21 protein-coding genes and 1 pseudogene are annotated in these 22014 nt (G+C 64.2%); 8 read left to right on the forward strand and 14 right to left on the reverse strand.

The genetic code is table 11. From position 1 onward, the window contains the following. Positions 1-3: 3 nt before the first annotated feature. The gene (locus tag ACVOLL_RS15870; protein ID WP_481513760.1) at positions 4-1287 is read right to left on the reverse strand and encodes a glycosyltransferase; all 1284 of its coding nucleotides are present in this window, start codon (positions 1285-1287) and stop codon (positions 4-6) included. 101 nt (positions 1288-1388) lie between these two features. Here ACVOLL_RS15870 and ACVOLL_RS15875 point away from each other — a divergent pair, with 101 nt between their 5' ends. Beyond that, positions 1389-1985 (forward strand): alpha-ketoglutarate-dependent dioxygenase AlkB family protein, encoded by a 597-nt coding sequence (locus tag ACVOLL_RS15875; protein ID WP_481513776.1) that lies wholly within the window; start codon positions 1389-1391, stop codon positions 1983-1985. Here ACVOLL_RS15875 and ACVOLL_RS15880 read toward each other — a convergent pair. The 4 genes from ACVOLL_RS15880 to ACVOLL_RS15895 are packed head-to-tail and all read right to left on the reverse strand — an operon-like array spanning position 1939 to position 5437. Continuing rightward, positions 1939-2586 (reverse strand): ABC-type transport auxiliary lipoprotein family protein, encoded by a 648-nt coding sequence (locus ACVOLL_RS15880; RefSeq protein WP_481513761.1) that lies wholly within the window; start codon positions 2584-2586, stop codon positions 1939-1941. The genes ACVOLL_RS15875 and ACVOLL_RS15880 overlap by 47 nt on opposite strands. Then, a complete protein-coding gene (locus ACVOLL_RS15885) occupies positions 2583-3509 on the reverse strand; it encodes an MlaD family protein (RefSeq protein ID WP_481507995.1) in 927 nt (308 codons plus the stop codon). Before ACVOLL_RS15885 ends, ACVOLL_RS15880 begins: the two co-directional genes overlap by 4 nt. 1 nt (position 3510) lies before the next feature. Further along, positions 3511-4320 (reverse strand): ABC transporter ATP-binding protein, encoded by an 810-nt coding sequence (locus tag ACVOLL_RS15890; RefSeq protein WP_481513762.1) that lies wholly within the window; start codon positions 4318-4320, stop codon positions 3511-3513. Positions 4321-4324: 4 nt separating this feature from the next. Beyond that, complete coding sequence (locus tag ACVOLL_RS15895) at positions 4325-5437, reverse strand: ABC transporter permease (protein ID WP_481507993.1); 1113 nt, start codon at positions 5435-5437, stop codon at positions 4325-4327. An 83-nt stretch (positions 5438-5520) separates the two neighbouring features. Between ACVOLL_RS15895 and ACVOLL_RS15900 the strand changes: the two genes are divergently transcribed. Next, positions 5521-6792: a threonine/serine exporter family protein gene (locus ACVOLL_RS15900; RefSeq protein ID WP_481513763.1), complete on the forward strand. Its 1272-nt coding sequence runs from the start codon at positions 5521-5523 to the stop codon at positions 6790-6792. 78 nt (positions 6793-6870) lie between these two features. On the opposite strand, the pseudogene ACVOLL_RS15905 reads toward ACVOLL_RS15900, so the two are convergent. The 3 genes and pseudogenes from ACVOLL_RS15905 to ACVOLL_RS15915 all read right to left on the reverse strand — a co-directional run. Beyond that, positions 6871-7248: pseudogene (locus ACVOLL_RS15905) on the reverse strand (H-NS histone family protein); the annotation flags it as partial. Positions 7249-7410: 162 nt separating this feature from the next. Then, positions 7411-9105 carry a proline--tRNA ligase gene (locus ACVOLL_RS15910; protein WP_481513764.1) on the reverse strand — a complete coding sequence of 565 codons (1695 nt, stop codon included), beginning with the start codon at positions 9103-9105 and terminating at the stop codon, positions 7411-7413. Between the two features lie 291 nt (positions 9106-9396). Next, positions 9397-9786, reverse strand: a complete 390-nt coding sequence (locus ACVOLL_RS15915) for a DUF4124 domain-containing protein (protein ID WP_481513765.1) — start codon at positions 9784-9786, stop codon at positions 9397-9399. 82 nt (positions 9787-9868) lie between these two features. On the opposite strand from ACVOLL_RS15915, the gene pssA reads away from it, so the two are divergent. The 3 genes from pssA to rimI are packed head-to-tail and all read left to right on the forward strand — an operon-like array spanning position 9869 to position 11609. Next, entirely contained in the window at positions 9869-10648 is a 780-nt protein-coding gene (gene pssA, locus ACVOLL_RS15920; protein WP_481513777.1) for a CDP-diacylglycerol--serine O-phosphatidyltransferase, read from the forward strand. 56 nt (positions 10649-10704) lie between these two features. Continuing rightward, complete coding sequence (locus ACVOLL_RS15925; RefSeq protein ID WP_481513778.1) at positions 10705-11127, forward strand: alanine acetyltransferase; 423 nt, start codon at positions 10705-10707, stop codon at positions 11125-11127. After that, positions 11124-11609: a ribosomal protein S18-alanine N-acetyltransferase gene (gene rimI / locus ACVOLL_RS15930; RefSeq protein ID WP_481513766.1), complete on the forward strand. Its 486-nt coding sequence runs from the start codon at positions 11124-11126 to the stop codon at positions 11607-11609. The genes ACVOLL_RS15925 and rimI overlap by 4 nt, the downstream gene beginning before the upstream one ends. A gap of 12 nt (positions 11610-11621) precedes the next feature. Here the strand turns inward: rimI and ACVOLL_RS15935 are convergent, their stop codons facing one another. From ACVOLL_RS15935 to ACVOLL_RS15955, 5 genes are all read right to left on the reverse strand, one after another. Then, positions 11622-12446 (reverse strand): EamA family transporter, encoded by an 825-nt coding sequence (locus tag ACVOLL_RS15935; protein ID WP_481513767.1) that lies wholly within the window; start codon positions 12444-12446, stop codon positions 11622-11624. Positions 12447-12890: 444 nt separating this feature from the next. Beyond that, positions 12891-15716 carry a valine--tRNA ligase gene (locus ACVOLL_RS15940; RefSeq protein WP_481513768.1) on the reverse strand — a complete coding sequence of 942 codons (2826 nt, stop codon included), beginning with the start codon at positions 15714-15716 and terminating at the stop codon, positions 12891-12893. Between the two features lie 31 nt (positions 15717-15747). After that, a complete protein-coding gene (locus ACVOLL_RS15945) occupies positions 15748-15936 on the reverse strand; it encodes a YqaE/Pmp3 family membrane protein (protein ID WP_481513769.1) in 189 nt (62 codons plus the stop codon). A 12-nt stretch (positions 15937-15948) separates the two neighbouring features. Next, a complete protein-coding gene (locus tag ACVOLL_RS15950; RefSeq protein ID WP_481513779.1) occupies positions 15949-16374 on the reverse strand; it encodes a DNA polymerase III subunit chi in 426 nt (141 codons plus the stop codon). 112 nt (positions 16375-16486) lie between these two features. Next, positions 16487-17959, reverse strand: coding sequence for a leucyl aminopeptidase (locus ACVOLL_RS15955; RefSeq protein ID WP_481513770.1), 1473 nt, complete (start codon positions 17957-17959; stop codon positions 16487-16489). A 105-nt stretch (positions 17960-18064) separates the two neighbouring features. Between ACVOLL_RS15955 and lptF the strand changes: the two genes are divergently transcribed. Beyond that, positions 18065-19150 (forward strand): LPS export ABC transporter permease LptF, encoded by a 1086-nt coding sequence (gene lptF / locus ACVOLL_RS15960; RefSeq protein WP_481513771.1) that lies wholly within the window; start codon positions 18065-18067, stop codon positions 19148-19150. Beyond that, on the forward strand, positions 19147-20253 hold the full coding sequence (gene lptG / locus ACVOLL_RS15965; protein WP_481513772.1) for an LPS export ABC transporter permease LptG: 1107 nt from the start codon (positions 19147-19149) through the stop codon (positions 20251-20253). Before lptF ends, lptG begins: the two co-directional genes overlap by 4 nt. A 119-nt stretch (positions 20254-20372) precedes the next feature. Here lptG and ACVOLL_RS15970 read toward each other — a convergent pair whose 3' ends face one another. Beyond that, a complete protein-coding gene (locus ACVOLL_RS15970) occupies positions 20373-20834 on the reverse strand; it encodes an RDD family protein (RefSeq protein ID WP_481513773.1) in 462 nt (153 codons plus the stop codon). Positions 20835-20905: 71 nt separating this feature from the next. Between ACVOLL_RS15970 and xerD the strand changes: the two genes are divergently transcribed. After that, complete coding sequence (xerD, locus tag ACVOLL_RS15975; RefSeq protein ID WP_481513774.1) at positions 20906-21883, forward strand: site-specific tyrosine recombinase XerD; 978 nt, start codon at positions 20906-20908, stop codon at positions 21881-21883. The last annotated feature ends 131 nt before the right edge of the window (positions 21884-22014 follow it).

Below are 22014 nucleotides of genomic sequence, written 5' to 3' on the forward strand. Positions count from 1 at the left end.
TCGTCAGTATGCGGGTAGTAGCGTCTGCAGCGTTTCGCGTGCCAGTGCAGATGAAAAGTGATCTTCGATGTTGCGGTAGCCGTTGGCAGACAGGCGTTGCCACAGCGCGGCGTCCTGATAGAGGCGGACCACCTGCGCTGCGTAGTCTTCGGCGTTGTCGGCAATCAAGGCATTGTCATCGTGGCGCAGGAACATGCCTTCGGCGGCAATGCCGGTGGCCACTACTGGCAGGCCGTGGCTCATGGCTTGGTTGATCTTGCCCTTGACCCCGGCACCACTACGCAACGGCGCGAGGTTGATTCGGCTGTGTTGCAGGAAAGGCTCTACTGCGGGCACGTGGCCGTGCACGACCACATCGTCGGCGCGCAGGCGTTGTGCTTCCGGCGGTGGAATCTCGCCGACCAGATGCAATACCACGCCCGGCAGCTGCTGTCGTAGCAGCGGCATGATATCGGTCAACAACCAGGCAATGGCTTCCTGGTTTGGGTGGTGTTGGTAGCCGCCGACAAACAACAGTCCGGAGGTGTCGGCAAAGTTGCGTTCGGCAACGGCTACGTCATGCACGTTGGACAGCACGGACACGGGGGTGTCCACGCCATTGGCGCGCAGATAGTCCAGCTCCGCGTGGCTGACCACGGTGGTGGCATCGCTGGCGGCGATCAAGGCGAACTCTTCGGCCCGCACCTGCTGGGCGACGCGAAGCAATGCCTGGTCGTTCTGAAGCGCTGCGGCGCGTTGCAGGCGGACGTGGTGCAGGTCAACCGTGTCGAAGATGATCGGTGCCGCAGTGAAGGCGCGCAGTAGTTGCAGATGGCGACGAGCAACGTGATGTCGGCACAGGAAAACAGCATTCACCTGATTGCCGTTGTGCTGCAGCCAGCGATCCAGGCGCGGTTGGCCGGGTGTGCCGATCAATTCAACCCCCAGCGTTTCCAGCAGCGCTGCCGACTCGCTTGTCAGCTGGTTGTTGTCTGGCATGAACGCCACTGACCAGCCGAGTTCGCGGCAGAGCCGCAGCAGTGCCAATGCGCGTACCGAGCCTGAGTCGCGGCTGGGGGTTGGAGTGGCAGCATCGATGAACAGCAGCAGCTTCCCCGTGCGGGTGGAGGGCGTCGTCGGTGCGGCTAGCGCGGCATCCGCCACGGGCTGCACGCGACGGCGGATGGACGCGATGGTGCCGCCTACGCCGCGGGTGAAAATGCTGCGCAGCAGGCCGGTGGCCAGCGCGATGTTGCGCGACAGACGCCAGCGTTGCAGGACAATGTGGCGATGCAGAGGGGAGGTCATGGCACTATCGTTGATGAACGCACGGCAGCAGGAACCTGCGTGCAACGGCTGATTCTGAGGGCAGCGGCATGATCGAGCAAACCGGTGTCTGCTTTCCTGCCATGGGCGGGTCACGAGCAACGGTGGTACAGCACCTGCCGACATGGCTGGCCGGGAACCAAGCCGACGCCTTGTTGTCTGTCCTGCATGCGCAGGTTGCATGGGAAATCCACCGCATCCGCATGTTCGGGCGCTGGTTGGATTCGCCGCGGCTGAGTTGCTGGATGGGCGATGCTGATGCGCGTTACCGCTATTCGGGCGCGGACTTCCTTCCGCACCCATGGGCGCCGGCTGTGCAGGAAATACGCGATCTGCTGCAACAGACCTGTGATGCGCGCTTCAACAGCGTGCTCCTCAATCGTTACCGCGATGGCCGCGACAGCATGGGCTGGCATAGTGATGACGAGCCTGAACTGGGGCCGACGCCGTTGATCGCCTCGCTGAGCCTTGGGGCACCGCGGCGCTTTCTACTGCGGCGTCGGGACGATCCTGCGCAGAAGTTCGAATACCTGCTCGGTCACGGCGATCTGCTGCTGATGCGCGGGCAGTGCCAGCGCGACTACCAGCATGCGCTGCCCAAGACCGCGCGGGTGTCGGGCGAGCGCATCAATCTTACTTTCCGCCAGATCGCAGCTGTGCCGCGTCGCGCTGGCCGCTGAGCAGGGTCCAGCCGATCAGGTCGGTGGTGGTCTTGTTCAACGCGGTTTCGAACGCGGCAGCGACGCTGCTGATCTCGGTGCTGGTGGCTGGTTCGGCGACGACGAAGGTGCGTGCCGCAACCACGCGCTGGTCCAGGCTGTGGATGAGTTTGGCGTTGAGCTCGATGGTGGCCGCCGGCAGGTCGCCGCCACGGTAGTCCGATTCGAAGCGGCGCAGGTCGGTGGTCAGCTTGTAGTCCGAGCGGATGCCGGTGGCGATGCGCGCAACCGCATCGATCTTTCCGGAGTCCTCGAAGCCACGCAGCAGGGTGTCCTCCAGGATGTCGGTGGCCGGCTGCGACCAGGTGGCACCGCGATAGACCTCCAGCTCACCCGGCGTCGGCCGCACGCTGATGCGCGGGCTGTCGACCATGCGCGCGGCGCTGGGTTTGGCGATGGCCAGCTGCCAGCTGACCTGGGGCCATGCCGGATCGGCCTGCACCCGCACCTGCGGCGCATAGATGGTGGTGGACTGGCGGTCGCCGCCGGCCAGTGCCGAGCAGCCGGCCAAGGCCAGCAGGCAGGCTGGGGCGAGCAGCTTGATCAGGAAAGTGTGCTTCATTTGGGTTCGAACTCCTTCGGGGCGTCGCGACCGAGCAGGTAGCGCGCCGGGTTGTTCTCCAGCCGGTCACTGACCCGGCGCAGGTCGCGGATCAGGCCGCGCAGTTCGGTCAAGGTCGGGCCGAGCTGGGCCAGGCCGTCATTGGCGAAGCTGTTGATGGCCGCGCGATTCTCGCCAAGGATGGCGTCCGCATTGCCGGCCGCCGAATCGAGCTTGGCCAGGCTGGTATCAAGCTTGTCCATCGTCGCCGGCAGTTCCCGCAGCACGTTCTCGTCCAGGTTCTTGATGGCGCCGTTGGCCGAACCGAGAGTGACGTTGAGGTTGCGCGCTGCATCGCGGGCTTCCACCAGCAAGGCCTGGGTGCCTTGGTCGCGGTCGGCCAGGCCGCCGCTGATGGTTTCCAGGTGGGCCAGGGTGGCGGTGATCTTGCTGACGTTGTCGTCGCTGAGCAGTTCGTCCATGCGCTCGACCACGCGGTTGGCCACGTCGGTGATGTTCTGCAAGGCCGACGGCATGGTGGCGATGGTCGGTACCGGCTCCTTGCTCACCGCAGTGAGGGCGGCGGCCTGCGGCGTACCGCCGCTGAGCTGGATGATCGATGGCCCGGTCAGGCTGGTAATGGCCAGCTTGGCGCGGGTATCGGTCTTGACCGGGGTGGTGGAGTTGAGCCGCAACTTGGCCACCACCTTGCGCGGGTCGTCCGGGGCCAGGGTCAGCTGGGTGATCGAGCCCACCGCGATGCCGTTGTATTGCACCGGGCTGCCCACCGACAAACCGGTCACCGCCTCGGTGAACACCACCTGGTATTCCTGCCAGGTGCGGTCGGAGGAATATTTGGCTGCCCATAGTCCAAAGGCGAGCAGGGCAACGCCGATGAGCAGGGTGAAGGCACCGATCAGGACGTAGTTGGCTTTGGTTTCCATATCAAGCGGGCTCGTGCTGGAGGCCGCGCGCAGCGCGGGCGCGGGGGCCGTGGAAGTACTCGCGTATCCACGGATGGTCGAGTTGTTCGATTTCGGGCAAGGGTGCGTTGGCGATGACCTTGTTGTCGGCCAGCACCGCGACGCGGTCACAGATGGCGTAGAGCGTGTCCAGATCGTGGGTGATCAGGAATACGGTCAGGCCCAGGGCTTCCTGCAGGGTCTTGATCAGGCGGTCGAACGCGGCCGCACCAATCGGGTCGAGGCCGGCGGTGGGTTCGTCCAGGAACAGCAAGGGCGGATCCAGAGCCAGCGCACGGGCAAGCCCGGCGCGTTTGCGCATGCCGCCGGAGAGCTGCGAGGGCAGTTTGTTGATGGCGTCGGCGGGCAGGCCGGCCAGCTTCACTTTCAACAAAGCCAGCTCGTAGTGCCAGCGCTCGCTGAGTTCTTGGTGGTGCTCCTTCAGTGGCACCTGCACGTTCTCGCCGACCGTCAGCGAGGAGAACAGGGCGCCGTCCTGGAACAGCACGCCGGTATTGCGTTCGATCCGCAGACGGTCGGCGGGATTGTTTGAGCGCGCATCCACGCCCAGTACTTCGATCTGCCCGGCATCGGGCGAGCGCAGGCCGAGGATGGAGCGCATCAATACCGATTTGCCGGTGCCCGAGCCGCCGACCACGCCGAGGATCTCGCCACGGCGTACGTCCAGATCCAGGCCGTCGTGCACGGTCTGGCTGCCGAAGCGATTGACCAACCCGCGTACGCGAATGGCCAGGTTGGCGTCGTCGATGTTGGCGTCTTCCATCGTGCTCATCGCCTCACCAGCCCATATGCATGAACCACAACGCGGCCAGCGCGTCGAGGATGATGACCAGCGAAATCGTCTGTACCACGCTGGATGTCGTGCGTTCGCCAACGGATTGCGCCGTGCCTTCCACCTTCAGGCCTTCCAGGCAGCCGATCAGTGCGATGATCAGCGCGAACACCGGTGCCTTGGACAGGCCAACCAGCATATGCCGCACCTCGATGGTGTCGTGCATGCGCGCCAGATACATCTGTGGCGGGATGCCAAGGTCGAAGGCGCCCACGGTAACGCCACCGGCCAGGCCGGCGATCATCGCCACGAAGGTCAGCAGCGGCAACATGATCAGCAGCGCGACCACGCGTGGCAGCACCAGCAGGTCGATAGGATCCAGGCCCAGGGTCTGGATGGCATCGATTTCCTCGCGCGCCTTCATCGCACCGATCTGTGCGGTGAAGGCGCTGGCGGTGCGGCCAGCCAATACGATGGCGGTGAGCAGCACCGCGAACTCGCGCAGGAACGCAATCGAGACCAGCTCCACTACATAAATCTCGGCGCCGAAGTCGCGCAGGATGGTGGAGCCGAGGAAGGCGATCACCGCGCCCACCAGATACGACAGCAGGGCTACCAGCGGCACTGCGTTCAGACCAACCTCTTCCATCTGGTTGACCGCAGCGGTGAGCCGGAAACGGCGGGGTTGGCGCACCAGCCGCGCCATCTTGGCCAGGTTCTCACCCAGGAAGTTGACCAATACCACCACGTTGTCGGCGATGGCGTGTACCGAGCGCCCAAGCCGATCCAGGGCCGCCGCCACACCGAAGTCGCGTTGCGGCTTGGGCCGTTCATCGGCGACTTCCTCGATGGTGCAGACCAGCGCCTGATGGTCGGCGCGGAACTGCAGCGCATCATCCGGCAGCCCCAGCTTGTGCGCGTAGCGCAGCAACAGCAGTACCCCGGCCGAATCCAGCCGGTCGATATTGCGCGCATCGATGCCGGTTACCGCTCCGGTCTGGGCATGCAATACCTCGCTCGAGTGCAGCGCGGTGGCCAACGTCCAGTTGCCGGAAAGCCTGAGCAGGCCATCCGCATCGGGGGGAAGTACGCAGTGGGGTGGGGGAATGTCTTTCATGGTGACCATTGGCTACGGAGAATAACCCGCCAGCCCTTCAAGCCGGATGAGTATTTCCTCCGCTTCAGGTGATACTAGCGGCCATGTCTGCCGAAACCCTTGCCGCCGCCCCGGCCATTGCTTCCAATCGCGCTACCTACGCGCAACGTGTGGCCTTCGTTTCGGAGATGGCTGGGCGTCTGCACAGTTACGGCACAACCGCCCAGCGATTGGAGGCGGCGGTGGTGGCCTTGGCGCAGCAGCTGGATCTGGATTGCGAGCCGTGGTCGAACCCGACCGGTTTGATCCTGAGTTTCAGCGACCCGACCCGTGCCATCGGTTCCAGCGACATCACCCGGGTGATCCGTCTGGGGCCGGGTGATACCAACCTGCACAAGCTGGCGATGGCCGACCAGATCGCCGATGCCGTGTCTGCCGGGCAGATGTCGATCGCGCAGGGGCATACCGCGCTGCGCCAGCTCGACAAGGATGGCGGCCTGCGCAGCAAGATCCAGTTGCTGGCCTCGTTCACCCTGGGCTCGGCCGGCGTGGCCGGTTTGTGGCGGCTGCCGTGGTTGGATATCGCCACCGCCGGTATTACCGGTCTGCTGATTGGCCTGATGCTGTTCTATACCGACCGCCGCGTCGCTACCCGCGAAGCCGGCGAAGCGCTGGCGGCGTTGCTGGCGGGTTTTGTGGCGGTGCTGGTGGCCAGTTTCATCGGGCCGCTGAACATGAACTCCACCATCATTGCCTCGCTGGTGGTACTGCTGCCCGGCATGGCGCTGACCAACTCGGTCAATGAACTGGCCAGCGGGCATTGGGTATCGGGCACGGCGCGTTTTGCTGGCGCGCTGACCACCATCATGAAACTCACGGTGGGCGCGATGATCGCGGTGACCATCGCCAATTCCATCGGCCTGGAACCGATCATCCGCGCCTCGCGGCCACAATCCAACTGGGTGGAATGGGGCTCGGTGCTGGTCGCCTCGTTCGCGTTCGCCATGCTGTTCCGGGCCAGCAGACGTGATTACCCCTGGGTTATGGCCGCCTCGGTCGCTGGTTATGCAATTTCCCGATATGGCGGGCAGTTGTGGGGGGCACCGGCCGGCATCTTTCTCGCTGCGATGGCGGTGACTGCCGCGGGCAATCTGTTTGGACGCATCGTCCAGCGCCCGGGGGCGATCATCCGCTTGCCCGGCATCATCATGCTGGTGCCCGGCAGTACCAGCCTGCGCGGGGTATTGAGCCTGATCCAGCAGCAGAATGTCAGCGCAGGCGAATCGGCGCTGCTGACTGTGGTCAATGTGGTGATGGCGCTGGTGGCGGGTCTGCTGTTCGGTAATCTGCTGGTGCCGGCGCGCAAGAACCTGTAACTGCTGTGTTTGCCAAAAAGCAATAAGAAAACGCCGGCAAACTGCCGGCGTTTTGTAATCCATATTCCAGAGTTATTACTTCTGGATCAGGAAATCTTCAACCTTGCGGCCTGCCTTGGTGTATTCGGCCAGCCAGCGCGGCTGCTTGCCACGGCCGGTCCAGGTTTCTGCGGCATTTGCCGGGTTACGGTACTTCGGCTCAACCTTCGGCAGCTTGCGGCCGGTCTTGGCTGCGCCCTTGCTGGCCTTGGCGCCACGCGGGGCCTTCACTGCAACGGCGGCGCCGGTGCCGAACAACTCTTCGACGGTATAACCAGCCTTCTTTGCCGCAGCGGCAACCAGGGCGCGCGCCTTGGCAATCGGCTGGCGCTTGGCGACAACGGTCTTGCGCTTCTGTGCGTCGCGGATCAGAACGGCCAGCTCTTTGGCCGACAGCTGGGACAGATCAATACTCATCGAATAACTACTCCGGATAATGGGTTGGGATGTATGCCATTCCGTGGCAGCGCAGCAAAGCATACCGGGCTGGTAACAGGAATGACAAATTAATAGCGCTTTTCATGTTATCCGGAAATGAAAACGCCGGGGCAATGTCCCGGCGTTATAAGCAAAACAAGCTCAGCCGATGATCTTGCTGATCACCGTTGCCTGGTCCAGATTTTCCGCTTCGCTGGCGCTACGTGCGCGGTATTCAACCGTGCCTGCGGCCAGGCCGCGCTCGGATACCACGATCCGGTGCGGAATACCGATCAGTTCCATATCGGCAAACATCTGGCCCGGACGCAGGCCGCGGTCGTCCAGCGCGGCGTCCACGCCAGCGGCCTGCAGTTCGGCCAGCAGCGCTTCGGCGGCTGCGGTCACCGTCGGGTCCTGCTTCGGGTTGATCATGCACACCACGGCTTGCCACGGCGCCATGCTGACCGGCCAGATAATGCCGGCGTCGTCGTGGTTCTGTTCGATGGCAGCGGCGACGATGCGCGACACGCCAATGCCGTAGCAGCCCATCGCCATCACCGCGGCCTTGCCGTTCTGGTCCAGCACGGTGGCCTTCAGTGCCTGCGCATATTGGCGGCCCAGCTGGAATACGTGGCCGACTTCAATACCGCGGGTAATCTTCAGTTCGCCGCCGTCCTGGGCACGGTCACCGGCGACGACGTTGCGAATATCTGCGACTTCCGGCTCGGCCAGGTCGCGGCCCCAGTTGACGCCGGCAATATGCAGACCTTTCTCATTGGCGCCAATCACAAAGTCAGCCATCGCCGCCACTTCGCGGTCAGCGACCACGCGGATCGCCTTGCGCGGATTCAAGGGGCCGAGGAAACCTGGCTCACTGCCCAGATAATCGGCAATCTCGGCCTCGCTGGCCATGCGGTAATCGGCAAGGCCAGCCACCTTGGCCAGTTTGATCTCGTTGACTTCGTGGTCGCCGCGGACCAGGGCCAGCACGAATTCATTTTCGGTGGTCATTACCGCGATCGATTTGACCGTACGCAGCAGGGCGATGCCCATCAGCGCGGCGACTTCTTCGCAGGTTTTCTGGGTGGGGGTATCGATCTTGCGCAGTTCTTCGCCGGCGGCGGCGCGCGCTGCCGGATCGGCGGCAATCGCCGCTTCCACATTGGCGGCGTAATCCGAGCCGGTGGAGAACACCAGCGCGTCTTCACCGGAGTCAGCGATGACGTGGAATTCCTGCGAGGCGTCACCGCCGATGGCGCCGGAATCGGCCTGCACCGCGCGGAACTCCAAGCCCAGACGGGTGAAGATGCGGGTGTAGGCAGCCTTCATGTTTTCGTACTCGGCGACCAGGCTGGCGTCGTCCAGATGGAAGGAATAGGCATCCTTCATCAGAAACTCGCGCGAGCGCATCACCCCGAAACGCGGACGGATTTCGTCACGGAACTTGGTCTGCACCTGGTAGAAATTCACCGGCAGCTGCTTGTAGCTGGACAGTTCCTGACGCGCGAAGTCGGTAATGGCTTCCTCGGCGGTGGGGCTGTAGCAGTATTCCTGCTCCTTGCGGTCCTTGATTTTCAGCAGCTGGCCGCCGAATTTCTGCCAGCGACCGGTTTCCTCCCACAGCTCCTTGGGCTGGATGGTGGGCAGCTGCAGTTCCACCGCGCCGGCCCGGTTCATTTCCTCGCGGACGATGGCTTCCACTTTGCGCAACACCCGCAGGCCCAGTGGCGACCAGGTGTACAGGCCCGACGCCAGCTTGCGGATCATGCCCGCGCGCAGCATCAGCCGGTGGCTGACCAGCTCGGCGTCGGCGGGAGTTTCCTTGGTGGTATGCAGGTGGAAGCGGGAAAGACGCATGGCAGGGGGCTTCGCAAAACGGACGATCCCCTATTTTGCCAGCCTTGCAGCCCAGTGCGCACCGCCACGAACGGGTAGGGCGATCTGTGCGGGCCAGTCGTAGTGCCGAGCCATGCTCGGCAAGGGCCTTCCCCGCACCCATCAGGGCACAATAACTGTAGGAGCTGTGGGAGCGGCGTAAGCCGCGAAGTCAGGAAACCCTGGTTGCCGGATAACGCAGGCAATTGCGGGTCCATGGGCTTCACGGCTTACGCCGCTCCCACAACCCTATAGCCCGCCATTCCCGGAGGTCTATTTTTTGGGTGCTGGCTTGCAATAGACCGCAGCTGCCGCTTCGGCCAGCTGCTTCTGCGCCGCGCGCTGGGCGTCATCCAGCGGAGCCCCCGGTTTGCCATCGGCGCCGACGCCTTGGCTGACCGGGCCACTGCCGTTCAGCAATTCCAGATTTTTGCGCGCACCCAGGCACTGTTCGGATTCGCCGGCTTCGGCTGCAACCTCTGGTTCGGCGACAGAGGCACCGCTGGCGGTGATGCGGCGGGTTTCGAACTGCTTGCCGGCCGGCGGCCGTTCCGAGTACTGGGTGACGCCATTGGCGTCCTTCCACTTGTACAGATTGGCGGCGCTGGCGGTGGCAGCGGTGCTGAGCAGGAGCAGGCAGCAGAGGCGGGGCAGGGTGAGCATGGCAACTCCAGACACCGAAACAGGGCAGGCAGCGATTGCAGCACCCGGTGACGTGGCTGGCAAGTCGATTAAACTCCCCGGTATGGACGAATTGAGACCACCACCGCGTTCGCGCAGCATCTACCTGCTCCCGAACCTGTTTACCACCGCCGGGCTGTTTGCCGGGTTCTACGCCATCATTGCCGCCTCCAACGGGCAGTTCGTCCAAGCCAGCGTCGCCGTGTTCGTGGCTGCGGTGATGGACGGGCTGGACGGCCGGGTTGCGCGTTTGACCGGCACCAGCAGCGAATTTGGCGTGCAATACGACTCCCTGGCTGATCTGGTCAGCTTTGGCATGGCGCCGGCGCTGGTGATGTACCACTGGGCCCTGTCTTCACTGAAATTCGACGGCGACGTGCTGGGCCGGGTCGGCTGGTCGGCGGCCTTCCTGTATGCGGCCTGCGCGGCGCTGCGCCTTGCCCGCTTCAATACCCAGGTGGGCACCGTCGACAAGCGCTGGTTTGTCGGCCTGGCCAGCCCGGCTGCGGCCGGTTTGATGATGTCCTTCGTCTGGGCCTTTGCCGATGGCCAGCTGGGCTGGAGCGGTGAGGAGCTGCGCTACGTGGCGCTGGGTGTGACCATTGTGTCTGGCTTGTTGATGGTCAGCCGGATCCGCTTCTGGAGCTTCAAGGGCGGCAGCGAGAAGGGCCCGCGTTCAGAGCGCGTACCGTTCGTGGTGCTGGCCCTGGTGCCGATCATCATTTCGATCGTGGTGCTGGACCCTGCGCGCACCTTGTTGGCGGTTGGGGTGATCTATGCGCTGTCCGGCCCGGTGATGTGGGCGCTGCAACGCTGGCGGCAGCCGGCCGGCAAGGTGCAGTGATCGGCTTCTCGCCCGAACCGGTGTGGACCGCCGAGCAGCAGGCATGGCTGCAGGCGATGGGCTACACCGTATATCTGCAAGGCGGCGCGCTGGATGCGCCGCCAGCCGTGTCTGCGCCAGCCTTTGATGCCGCTACGGTAGCGGTGGAGCTGGCAGCGCAGCCGCAACCTGCGGTGAGCAAGCCAGTTGCTGTTGCCCCGCCGCGTGAAGTGGCTGCAAAGGCACCGCAGGCACCGAGCACTGCACCAGCGCCGGTATTTGCTGTCGCTACACCGGGCGGTGTTCGTCGCAGCGGCGGTTTGGGGATGCCCGACCGCCTGCAGATCGCCTTGTTACGCGCTTCCGGCTGCAATCCCAATGAGCCCGAAACGCGGGCGCTGATGGACAGCTGGCCATTGGCCGAGCTGCGTGCCGATCCAGCGGCCAAGCGTGCCCTGTGGCCGCAGCTGCGCAGCTTGCGGCGGAAAGCACGGCAATGACCGCGCTGGGGTCGGTCCTGCGTCCCATGCACGAGGGGGACCTGGATGCGGTGATGGAAGTGGAGCTGCGCGCCTATCCGTTCCCGTGGACGCGCGGCATCTTCCAGGATTGCCTGCGTGCTGACTATCCCTGCCGGGTGCTGGTGCAGGATGACGGTATTGTCGGCTACGCCGTGCTCAGCATCGCCGTTGATGAAGCGCACGTACTCAATGTCTGTGTTGACCCGCTGTGTCAGTCGCGTGGTCACGGCCGGCGTCTGCTGCGCGAGTTGGTGCGGGTTGCACGGCAGCGTGGCGCGCTGCGGGTATTCCTGGAAGTACGGCCGTCCAATACCTCGGCCATCGCGCTGTACCACAGCGAAGGTTTCAACGAGATTGGCCGCCGCCCACGCTATTACCCGACGCCAAACGGACGCGAAGATGCGCTGGTGATGGCGATGGAACTGGTGGACGACGACATCTGTGTGATGCCGCCGCTCTGAGATTTGTCTGGTTTACGTCAGGCGCAATAGAACTACACCAGCGATGATCAGCACCGCCGCGAGCATGCGCTTGCGGCTGATGTGTTCTTTCAGCAGCAGCGCCGAGATCAGCAGGGCGAACAGGATCGAGGTTTCGCGCAGTGCGGCGATCACCGCGACCGGCGCAATGGTCATCGCCCACAGCGCGATTGCATAGGACGCCGTGGTGCCGATACCGCCGACCAGTCCGCGCTGCCAGTTGCCGCGCAGATAGTTGCCCAGCTGCTGGCGGCGGGCGAACAGCGCCCAGATCGGCAGCGGCAAGCCGGACAGCAGGAACAACCACAGCGTGTAACTCAAGGCGCTGCCGGACAGGCGCGCGCCCTGTGCATCGACCAGTGTATAGGTGGCGATGACCAGCGCGATACACAGCGGCAGGCGGATGTTGCGCGCCTTGCTGCTGCCGGCCATGCACAGGATGCCGGTGCTGATCAGCGCGATGCCGCTCCAGGCGCTGGCAGACAGGTGTTCGTTGAACAGCCAGGTACCGGCGATGGCAACCAGCAAGGGCGCGCAGCCACGCATCAGTGGGTAGGAGAGGCTCATGTCGGCGCTGTGATAGGCGCGTGCAACCAGCACGTAATAACCGGTTTGCAGGATGGCTGATGCTGCGAGCCAGGGCAGGCTGGCTGCGGCGGGCGCGGGTAGCCAGGGCAGGGCGATGGCGGACAGGACGGCAGCGCAGCCGGTGACCAGGATCGTGGTCAGCAGCTTGTCGCCGCCGAGTTTGACGATGGCGTTCCAGCTGGCGTGGAGCAGGGCGGCGAACAAGACGGCGCAGAAGATGCCGAGGGACATTGGGTTCTGTCGTTGGGGTGCTTGGGGAGGGTAGCTGGGTTTGGGGGGTGCTGGTGCTGCGGGAAGGTAAGGTCCAAGGCCAAAAGCCAAAAGCCCAAAGCCAAAAGCCAAAAGCCAAAAGCCAAAAGCCAAAAGCCAAAAGCCAAAAGCCAAAAGCCCCCTCATCCGCCCTGCCGGGCACCTTCTCCCGCACGCGGGAGAAGGGACTGCAGTGATTCTTGCAGCGTCGTGAACTGGGCGTAGGATCAAGCTCAAGCACATGAAGCAGATTGCACAGCGATCCCGCAGAAGTGCATGGCGCATTGCACTCCCTTCTCCCGCTCGCGGGAGAAGGTGCCCGGCAGGGCGATGAGGGCGCTCTTCGCTCGCTGCTCTTTGATTCTCAACGCACAAAAGAAAACGCCGCCCAAAGGCGGCGTTTTCCACAACAGCAAGCAACAAGCCTTACAACTTCGCGCGCTGCTCCTGCAGGCCGGCCAGCTGGCTGTTCCAGTCAAGCAGACGCACACGCTCCTGCTCGACTACCGCTGCCGGCACCTTGTCGGTGAACTTGGACAGCTTGACCTCGCTCTTGTCCTTTTCCGAAGAAACGCGGGCGATCTCTTTGTCCAGACGCGCACGTTCGGCGTCCAGATCGACCAGACCTTCCAGCGGCACCAGCAGCTTCAGCTCGCCAACAATGGCGGCCGCAGCCGGCGGCGTCTGTGCATCAGCAGCCAACCAATCGATGCTTTCGAGCTTGAGCAGGAAACGCAGCTGCGAGGCGAAGCGGTCGAGGCGGCTGCGGTCAGCAGCTTGTCCGCCCTGCAGCAGCAGACGCACCTGCTTGGACGGCGGCACGTTCAATTCGCTGCGCACGCGGCGCAGGGCGCTGACCATGGTCTTGAACCATTCCACGTCGACTTCGGCCTGCGCGTAATCGCCGGCAAACTCTTCCGCGGTTGGGTAGGCCTGCAACGACAGTGACTCGGCGTTGATGCCAAGACGCGGCGCCACCTGCTGCCACAGCTGCTCGGTGACGAACGGGGTCAGCGGGTGCAGCAGGCGCAGTACCGCTTCCAACACGTACAGCAGCGTATGACGCGTGCTGGCCGCATCCTCGGCGTTGTCGCCGTTCAAGGCCGGCTTGGTCAGTTCCAGGAACCAATCGCAGAACTCGTTCCAGACGAATTCGTACAGCGCCTGCGACAACAGGTCGAAGCGGTAGTCGGCGTAATGCTGCTGTGCTTCGGCCGAAACCTTGGCCAGGCGCGCCAGGATCCAGCGCTCAGCATCGGTGCGCGGCTGCGGTACGCCGGTGAAGCTCGCACCCTCGGTGTTCATCAGGGTAAAGCGGCTGGCGTTCCACAGCTTGTTGCAGAAGTTCTTGTAGCCCTCGGCGCGACTCATGTCGAACTTGATGTCGCGGCCGTGGGTGGCCAGCGCGGCGATGGTGAAGCGCAGCGCATCGGCACCGTGGGCGATGATGCCGTCCGGGAATTCCTTGCGCGTGGCCTTTTCGATCTTCTCGGCCATCTTCGGCTGCATCAGGCCGTGGGTGCGCTTGGCAACCAGGTCGTCGATGCTGATGCCGTCGATGATGTCCAGCGGATCCAGCACATTGCCCTTGGACTTGGACATCTTCTGGCCCTGACCGTCGCGGATCAGGCCGGTGATGTAGACGTCCTTGAACGGGATCTGGCCGGTGAAGCTGTCGGTGGCCATGATCATGCGCGCCACCCAGAAGAAGATGATGTCGAAGCCGGTGATCAGCACGTTCGACGGCAAGTAGCGCTCAAAGCCGCGCTCGGCCATCGCCGCTTCGTTCGGCCAGCCCAGGGTGGAGAACGGCCACAGCTGCGAGGAGAACCAGGTCTCCAGCACGTCGCTGTCCTGGGTCAGCAGCACGTCGTCGCTCAGCCCGGCCTTGGCGCGGGCCTCGGCTTCGTTGCGGCCGACGTAGCAGTTGCCGGCTTCGTCGAACCACGCCGGAATGCGGTGGCCCCACCACAGCTGGCGGCTGATGCACCAATCCTGGATGTTCTCCATCCAATGGCGATAGGTGTTGATCCAGTTGCCCGGCACGAACTTGATCGAGCCGTTTTCAACCAGTTCGAGGCCGCGCTTGGCCAGCCCGTCCATTTTCACGAACCACTGGTCGGTCAGATAGGGCTCGATCACCTGGCCGGTACGATCGCCACGCGGCACCTGCAGCTTGTGCGCCTTGGTCTCGACCAGGATGCCCAGGTCTTCCAGCTCGGCCAGGATCACCTTGCGCGCTGCGTAGCGGTCCAGCCCCTGGTACTGCTGCGGGGCGTTCTCGTTGAGCGTGGCAATGGTGGTGAACAGGTTGATCATCGGCAGGCTGTGACGCACGCCGACCTGGTAATCGTTGAAGTCGTGCGCCGGGGTCACCTTGACCACGCCGGTGCCGAAGGCTTTGTCGACGTAGTCGTCGCCGATCACCGGCACGCTGCGCCCGGTCAGCGGCAGGGTCACGCTCTTGCCGATCAGGTGCGCGTAGCGGCTGTCTTCGGGGTGCACCATCACCGCGGTGTCGCCCAGCAGGGTTTCCGGACGGGTGGTGGCCACGACCAGGTAGTTGCGGGTTTCGCGCAGGGTTTCGACGCCGTCTGCGTCCACTTCGACGTGCTCATAGCTGGCGCCGTCGTTGAGCGCGTAGGCGATCGACCACATGAAGCCGTCTTCTTCCACGCTCTCCACTTCCAGATCGGAAATGGCGGTCTTCAGCACCGGATCCCAGTTGACCAGGCGCTGGCCACGGTAGATCAGGCCCTGCTCGTGCCAGCGGAGGAAGGACTCGATCACCGCCTCGCTCGGGCCAGCGTCCATGGTGAAGGTGCTGCGCGACCAGTCGGCCGAGGTGCCGAGGCGGCGCATCTGGCCCTCGATAACGTTGCCCGAATGCGCCTTCCACTCCCACACCTTGTCGATGAAGCCATCGCGGCCCAGCGAGTCGCGGGTTTCACCCTTGCCTTCCATCGCCAGGTTGCGGCTGACCACCATTTCGGTGGCGATGCCGGCGTGGTCGGTACCCACTTGCCACAGCGTGTCGTAGCCACGCATGCGGTGGTAACGGATCAGCGCATCCATCAGCGTCTGCTGGAAGGCGTGGCCCATGTGCAGGGTGCCGGTGACATTCGGCGGCGGCAGCAGGATGGTGTACGGCTCGCCCTTGCCGGACGGCTTGAACAGGCCGGCCTTCTCCCACGACTCATAGAGCGCGGTTTCAAAGGTTTTCGGGTCGTAGCTGGAGGCGAGTTGGGTCATGCGGGGAAACCGGAAAGAGCGGGGGGAGGGATCAGCGCGCCAGTGCGCGCTTGATCTTCTGGTCGGTGTGGTACTGGCTCACCGCGTATGCAGCCCAGATGGCGGCGGGTACCCAACCGATCAAGGTGATTTGCAGGATGAGACAGACAATGCCGGAAATCGGACGGCCAATGGTGAAAAAGGCCAGCCACGGCAGCAGGATGGCAATCAGCAGGCGCATGCGTGTAATCCCTTACATGTCGTATTTGTTGAGCGTGTAGTTAGCGGCCTTGTACTGGCGCCAGCGCTCACGCAGCGGTTCACGTGCAGCTGGGTCGGCCGGCACCACTTCCAGCACGCGATCGCACGCACCGAGGTAGGGCTCGTCGCGCAGGTTGATCACCAGCGGGCGCTCGGGTGCTTCGGCGCCCGGCGTGGCGATCAGCACGATGGCCTCTTCCTCGTCCACGTCCTCACCGATGATCTGGTGCGGGATGTAGGCGTCCGGGTCGAACGACCACAGCAACTCGTCCAACTCCTCGGCCTGGGCCTGGTCACGGGCCAGTACCAGCGTGTACAGGCCGCCATCGTTGGCCTTGCGCGCGAGTTCGCACACCAGCTTCAGTGGCTCGGTGAGAAAGCGCGGCTTGGCAATCAGGTAGAAGTCGGCACGCATCAGGTCACGAAGAAGTAGAGGGAAGAGGGTGCAACACCGGGGTCAGCGTCGGGTGATGCCGGGTAGAACCCGACGCTGCCCCCACTTTCCAACCCCGGCTTTATCCAGAACTTACTTAGGCAACGCGATCCAGCAGCCACTGGGTCAGCAGGCCGACCGGGCGACCGGTGGCCATGCCGCGCTTGCCTTCATCGCTGGCCACGCCGGCGATGTCCAGGTGCGCCCAGCGCTGGCCTTCGGTGAAGCGCGACAGGAAGCAGCCAGCGGTGATGGCACCGGCCCAGCGGCCGCCGATGTTGTAGACGTCGGCGAAGCTGGAATCCAGCATGCCCTGGTACTCGTCCCACAAGGGCAGGCGCCAGGCGCGGTCGAACACGTTCTCGCCAGCGGCGGTCAGTTCGTTGGCCAGGTCGTCGTGCTTGCTCATCAGGCCGGCGGTCTGGTGGCCCAGGGCCACCATGCAGGCGCCGGTGAGCGTGGCAACGTCAATCAGTGCAGCCGGCTCGAAGCGCTGCGCATAGGTCAGCGCGTCGCACAGGATCAGGCGGCCTTCGGCGTCGGTGTTGCCGACTTCGATGGTCTTGCCCGACATCGAGGTGATCACGTCGGACGGACGATAGGCATTGCCGTCGATGGCGTTTTCCACTGCCGGCACGACTACAACGAGGTTCAACGGCAGCTTGGCCTTGACCGTGGCGACGAAGGTGCCGATGACGTTGGCGCCACCGCACATGTCGTACTTCATTTCCTCGATGCCACCCTGGGTCTTCAGGTTGACGCCGCCGGTGTCGAAGGTGATGCCCTTGCCGACCAGTACGTAGGGCTTGGCGTCACCGCCGTTGCTCCACTTCAGCACCACCAGCTTGGGGCGGTTGGCCGAACCACGGGCCACGGCCAGCAGCGAGCCCATGCCCAGCGCTTCCATCTGCGCCTCGTCCAGGATCTCGGCTTCGGCACCGTCGTGCTCGGCGGCGAACTTGACCGAGGATTCAGCCAGGTAGGCCGGGGTGCAGTAGTTCGGCGGCAGGTTGCCCAGCTCGCGGGCGTATTCCACGCCGGCGGCAATGGCCTGGCCCTGCAGCAGCGCGGTTTCGTCGCTGCTGGCGATGGCCAGCGACTCCAGACCCGGCGCTTCCGGCTTCTTCTTGCCCAGGGTGGCGGTGTAGCGGTAGCTGGCGTGGTTGGCGGTGATCACGGCCTGACGGACGTTCCAGGCGGCATCGCGGTCGCCGACTTCCAGTTCGTTCAGGGTGAACAGCGCGCTGCGGGTGTTGCCGGTCTTCAGGGCGCGGGCGGCGTCGCCGACGGCCTTCAGGTACTGCACTACGCCGAACTTGGCCGGGTCGCCGAGGCCAACCACCAGCACGCGGGCGGCGCTGACGCCGGCCAGATCGTGCAGCAGGGTGGTGTTGCCGGTCTTGCCGCCAACATCACCGCGCTCGATCAGGGCGGCCAGACGGCCACCAGAAGCCGCGTCCAGGGCCTGTGCGGCCGGGGTCAGCGACTTGTCAGAGAAAGCGCCAACAATGACGCAATCCACCTCGGCGGAGACCGGGGCGGCGTGGTTCAGGGTGAATTCCAGAGACATTGATCAGATTCCGTTGCCAAATCCGTACAATCGCAGGCTGTATACGCGGGGCCATCGAGGCCGGGCGTTCTGCGGACTAAACCGAGAGTTTAAACCACCGACCCTATGGCGAAGCTTGACCGCTACCTTCTGAGTGACTTCCTCCAGAGTTTTCTGGCTACTTTGACCGTACTTCTGGTGGTCAGCATGGGTGGTGTGCTGGTCGACATCCTCGGCCGCATCGCCGATGGCCGCATCCCGGCGGGGTTGATGCTGTCCCAGCTGGGCCTGCAGTTCATCGTCTACCTACCCATCATCCTGCCCTTGGCGCTGATGTTGGGGCTGGCGCTGTCGATCGCGCGGCTGTACCGCGATTCAGAAATGGCGGTGCTGACCGGCGTTGGTGTTGGTCCCAAGCGTCTGCTCAAGCCGATCCTGCTGTTGACGGTGCCGGTGGTGGCGCTGGTCGCGGGCTGCTCACTGTGGCTGGGCCCCTGGGCCGACCGCAGCGCTGAGCAGATGTTGCAGGATGCCAGCCGCAGCATGGTGGTAGCCGGGCTGGAGCCGGGCCAGTTCACCCCGTTGTCTGGCGGCGGCGTTGTCTACCTGTCTTCATTGGCCGGCGACGGTACCAAGATGGGCAAGGTGTTCATACAGCGGCAGAAGGAAGGTCGTATCGACGTGGTATCGGCAAACAGCGGCGCGATGTTCTTTGAGGGCGAGCGCCAGCGCTATCTGCGCCTGGAGGACGGATATCGGGTCGAGGGCCCGGAGAGCGGAACCCTGGACTACCGGCTGATGCGCTATGCCCGCAACGAAGTGGCCTTGCCGGACCGCGAGGAAGTGCGCGACCAGAATGATCCGGAAATGCTGACCACCAGCCAGTTGCTAGGCGATGAACGGCCCGAGGCCAAGGCCCAGCTGCACTGGCGCATCACCCCGCCATTGCTGGCTCTGGCATTCGCCCTGCTGACCTTGCCGTTGGCCCGCAGCGCGCCGCGCCAGCAGCGCTACGGCCGCATCATGGTGGCGTTTCTTGCCTATACGGTAGGCGTGAGCCTGAGCATCCTCGGCCGCCAGTGGCTGGCAGCGGGCAAGCTGCCGGTGGACGCCGGCATGTGGTGGTTGACCTTGCCATTGCTGCTGTTGGCGCTGTGGCTGTACTTCCGCGATGGGCGGCTGAGTCGCCGCCGTGCGAGGGCCAAGGCATGAGGGTGCTGCCGCGGATTCACGACGTTTATGTAGGCCGCACCGTGCTGTTCACAGTGCTGGTGGTGTGGATGGTGCTGCTGGGCCTGGACGCGATGATGGCCTTGTCCGGCGAGGCCGGGAAAATCGGTCAGGGCCATTACAGCTTTGGCCATGCCTTGGCCTGGGTGGCGTATACCTTGCCGCGCCGCGCTTACACCATTTTCCCGATGGCCGCAGTGATTGGCGCGCTGATGGGTTTGGGTCAATTGGCGGCAACCTCTGAGCTGACCGCACTGCGTGCTATCGGCGTGTCGCGGCGGCGGATTGCGGTTTCGGTGGCGATCGCGCTATCACTGCTGACCGTGTTGATGGTGGTCAATGGCGAAACCCTCTCGCCTTGGGCACAGAGCCGTGCTGATGCCTTGAAGGCCAGTGCCCGCTACAACACCGATATGGCCACGGCCCGTTATTCGGGCCTGTGGGCACGTGAAGGCGATACCTTCCTCAATGCGCTGACCGGTGAAGAGCAGCTCAGCACCGATGGCCAGTCGACCTTGCTGCTGCATGATGTGCGCCTGTACCAGCTGGGTGAAGATGGGCGTTTGCTGAGCCTGACCTATGCCAAGACCGCACGTCACGACAGCCAAGGCTGGGTGTTGGAAGCTGTGCGCCGCGATACCTTCGGCGAGCGCTCGGTCGCCCGTCAGGAGTTGCCCAGCGAAAAGTGGGCGTCCAAGCTGGATGCCTCTGCCTTGGCCTCTGGCCTGGCCAAACCACGCAACCTGGGGGTGGGCGAGCTCAAGACCAGTATTGACTACCGCAAGCGCAACGGTCTGGATGCGCGCGAGTACGAAGACACCTACTGGGGGCGCTGGTTCTACCCCTTGAACGTACTGGCGTTGTGCCTGGCCGCGGTGCCGTTCGCGTTTGGTTCGCTGCGCAGTGGTGGCATGGGCAAGCGCCTGTTCCTGGGTATGCTGTTCGCGCTGGGCTTCCTGTTGCTGCAGATGTTCTTCGGGCGCATGGCTGGCGCACTGAAGTTTGATTACCGCATCGCCTATGCCTTGCCGCCGCTGCTGATGCTGGCCATCTCCGGCTGGTTGTCGCGACGACGGGTGGGGTAGTGCAGGGTAGAGCCGAGCCATGCTCGGCTGAGACTTTCCCGGTAGCGCGTCTTGCCGAGCATGGCTCGGCACTACATCTCGGCAATGATGGTAGAGCCCCTGCCGAGCATGGCTCGGCACTACAGCTTCTGCAGGCGGGTGCCGCTCAGGCGGTCATGCAGGGTCAGGCGCTCGCGGTCGAACAGCGCCCAGATGAAGCCAATTCCGCCCAGCAGCAGTGACAGTGTGGCAAGTGCATAGCGCTTCCACAGCTGGGCCCGACTGGGTGCTCGCCCGTCAGCGGTTTGCAGGCGCAGCCGCCACGGGCGCATGCCCAGGGTCTGTCCGCCGCGCTTCCAGCTCTCGGTGGCGTAGAGCCCGGCAATCAGCCAGCAGCTCAGCCATAACAGCCATTGCAGGGCACTGAACGGATGAATGTTCTCGCGGCTGGCATGCCCGGCCAGCGCGTAGCCGACGGTGAACAGCGCCGAGACCAGCATCCATAGTGCCAACACCGGCCACAGGTCGTAGAACAGTGCGGCCAGTCGGCGCAGCAGCAACGCGGAGGGGCGGGGCGATTCGGCAACTGTGGGTGCGCTCATGGCCTGAGCATACGGTTAGTGACGGCACGCGTGCATGGGCAGTCGTGGAAGCAGGGCTTATCCTTGCGCCGATGTCCGCGTCCCTGACCCCCGCCGAACGCCGCCAACTGGTGCAGCAACTGCCGCCGTTGCGCGATGCCGATGACCGTTTGATTCAGCGGTTTCTGGATGCGATCTGGGCTGAGAACGGCTTGGCCCGGGCTTCGCTGGAGAGCTATCGACGCGATCTTGAAGGCTTGTCGCGCTGGCGCGATGGCAGTAATGAGGGCCTGGCCGGGATGGATCGCGCCGGTTTGTTCGATTACCTGGCCTGGCGCACCCGCCACGGCTGGACCGCGCGCAGCAATGCGCGTCTGCTGTCGGTGTTGCGCGCTTTCTTCGCGCAGGCACTCAAGCGTGGCGAACGGAGTGAGGATCCTGCGGCGCTGCTGGAGTCGCCCAAGCTGCCGCGTTCGCTGCCCAAGGCTTTGGCCGAAAGCCAGATCGAGGCACTGTTGGCAGCGCCAGACACGGAAAGCCCGGTTGGCCTGCGCGACCGCGCGATGCTGGAGCTGATGTACGCCGCTGGCCTGCGCGTCAGTGAGCTGGTCAACCTGCCGGCCAATGCGGTCAACCTGCGTCAGGGCGTACTTCGGGTCACCGGCAAGGGCAGCAAGGAGCGTTTGGTGCCCTTGGGTGAGGAATCTCAGTACTGGCTGGAACGCTATCTGGCCACGGCGCGGCCGCAGCTCACCGGAGGCAAGCCGGTTGCGGCTACGTTGGCGGGGCAGGTGCCATTGTTTGTCGACATCGACCGTAGCCCTTTGAGCCGCCAGCAGTTCTGGGCCTTGGTGAAAGCCAGCGCGGCGGTGGCTGGCATTGACCCCGGCAAGATCAGCCCGCACGGCTTGCGGCACAGCTTTGCCACCCATCTGCTCAACCACGGCGCCGACCTGCGCGCGCTGCAGATGCTGCTTGGCCATAGCTCGCTGTCCACCACCCAGATCTACACCCTGGTCGCGCGCGAACACCTGCAGAAGCTGCACCGCAAACATCACCCGCGCGGGTGAATCTGCACGGCGCTGTGGGGCTGTTTTGTGGGGGCGGCGGAAGCCCCGAATCAGAATGGGCATGCGTTTGGGGGTGGGGTATGTGGTAAGGCATTGCGGGCCACGGGGGCGGGGAGAGGGGGCCCCCCCCT

Source organism: Stenotrophomonas sp. STEN035, assembly GCF_056759935.1.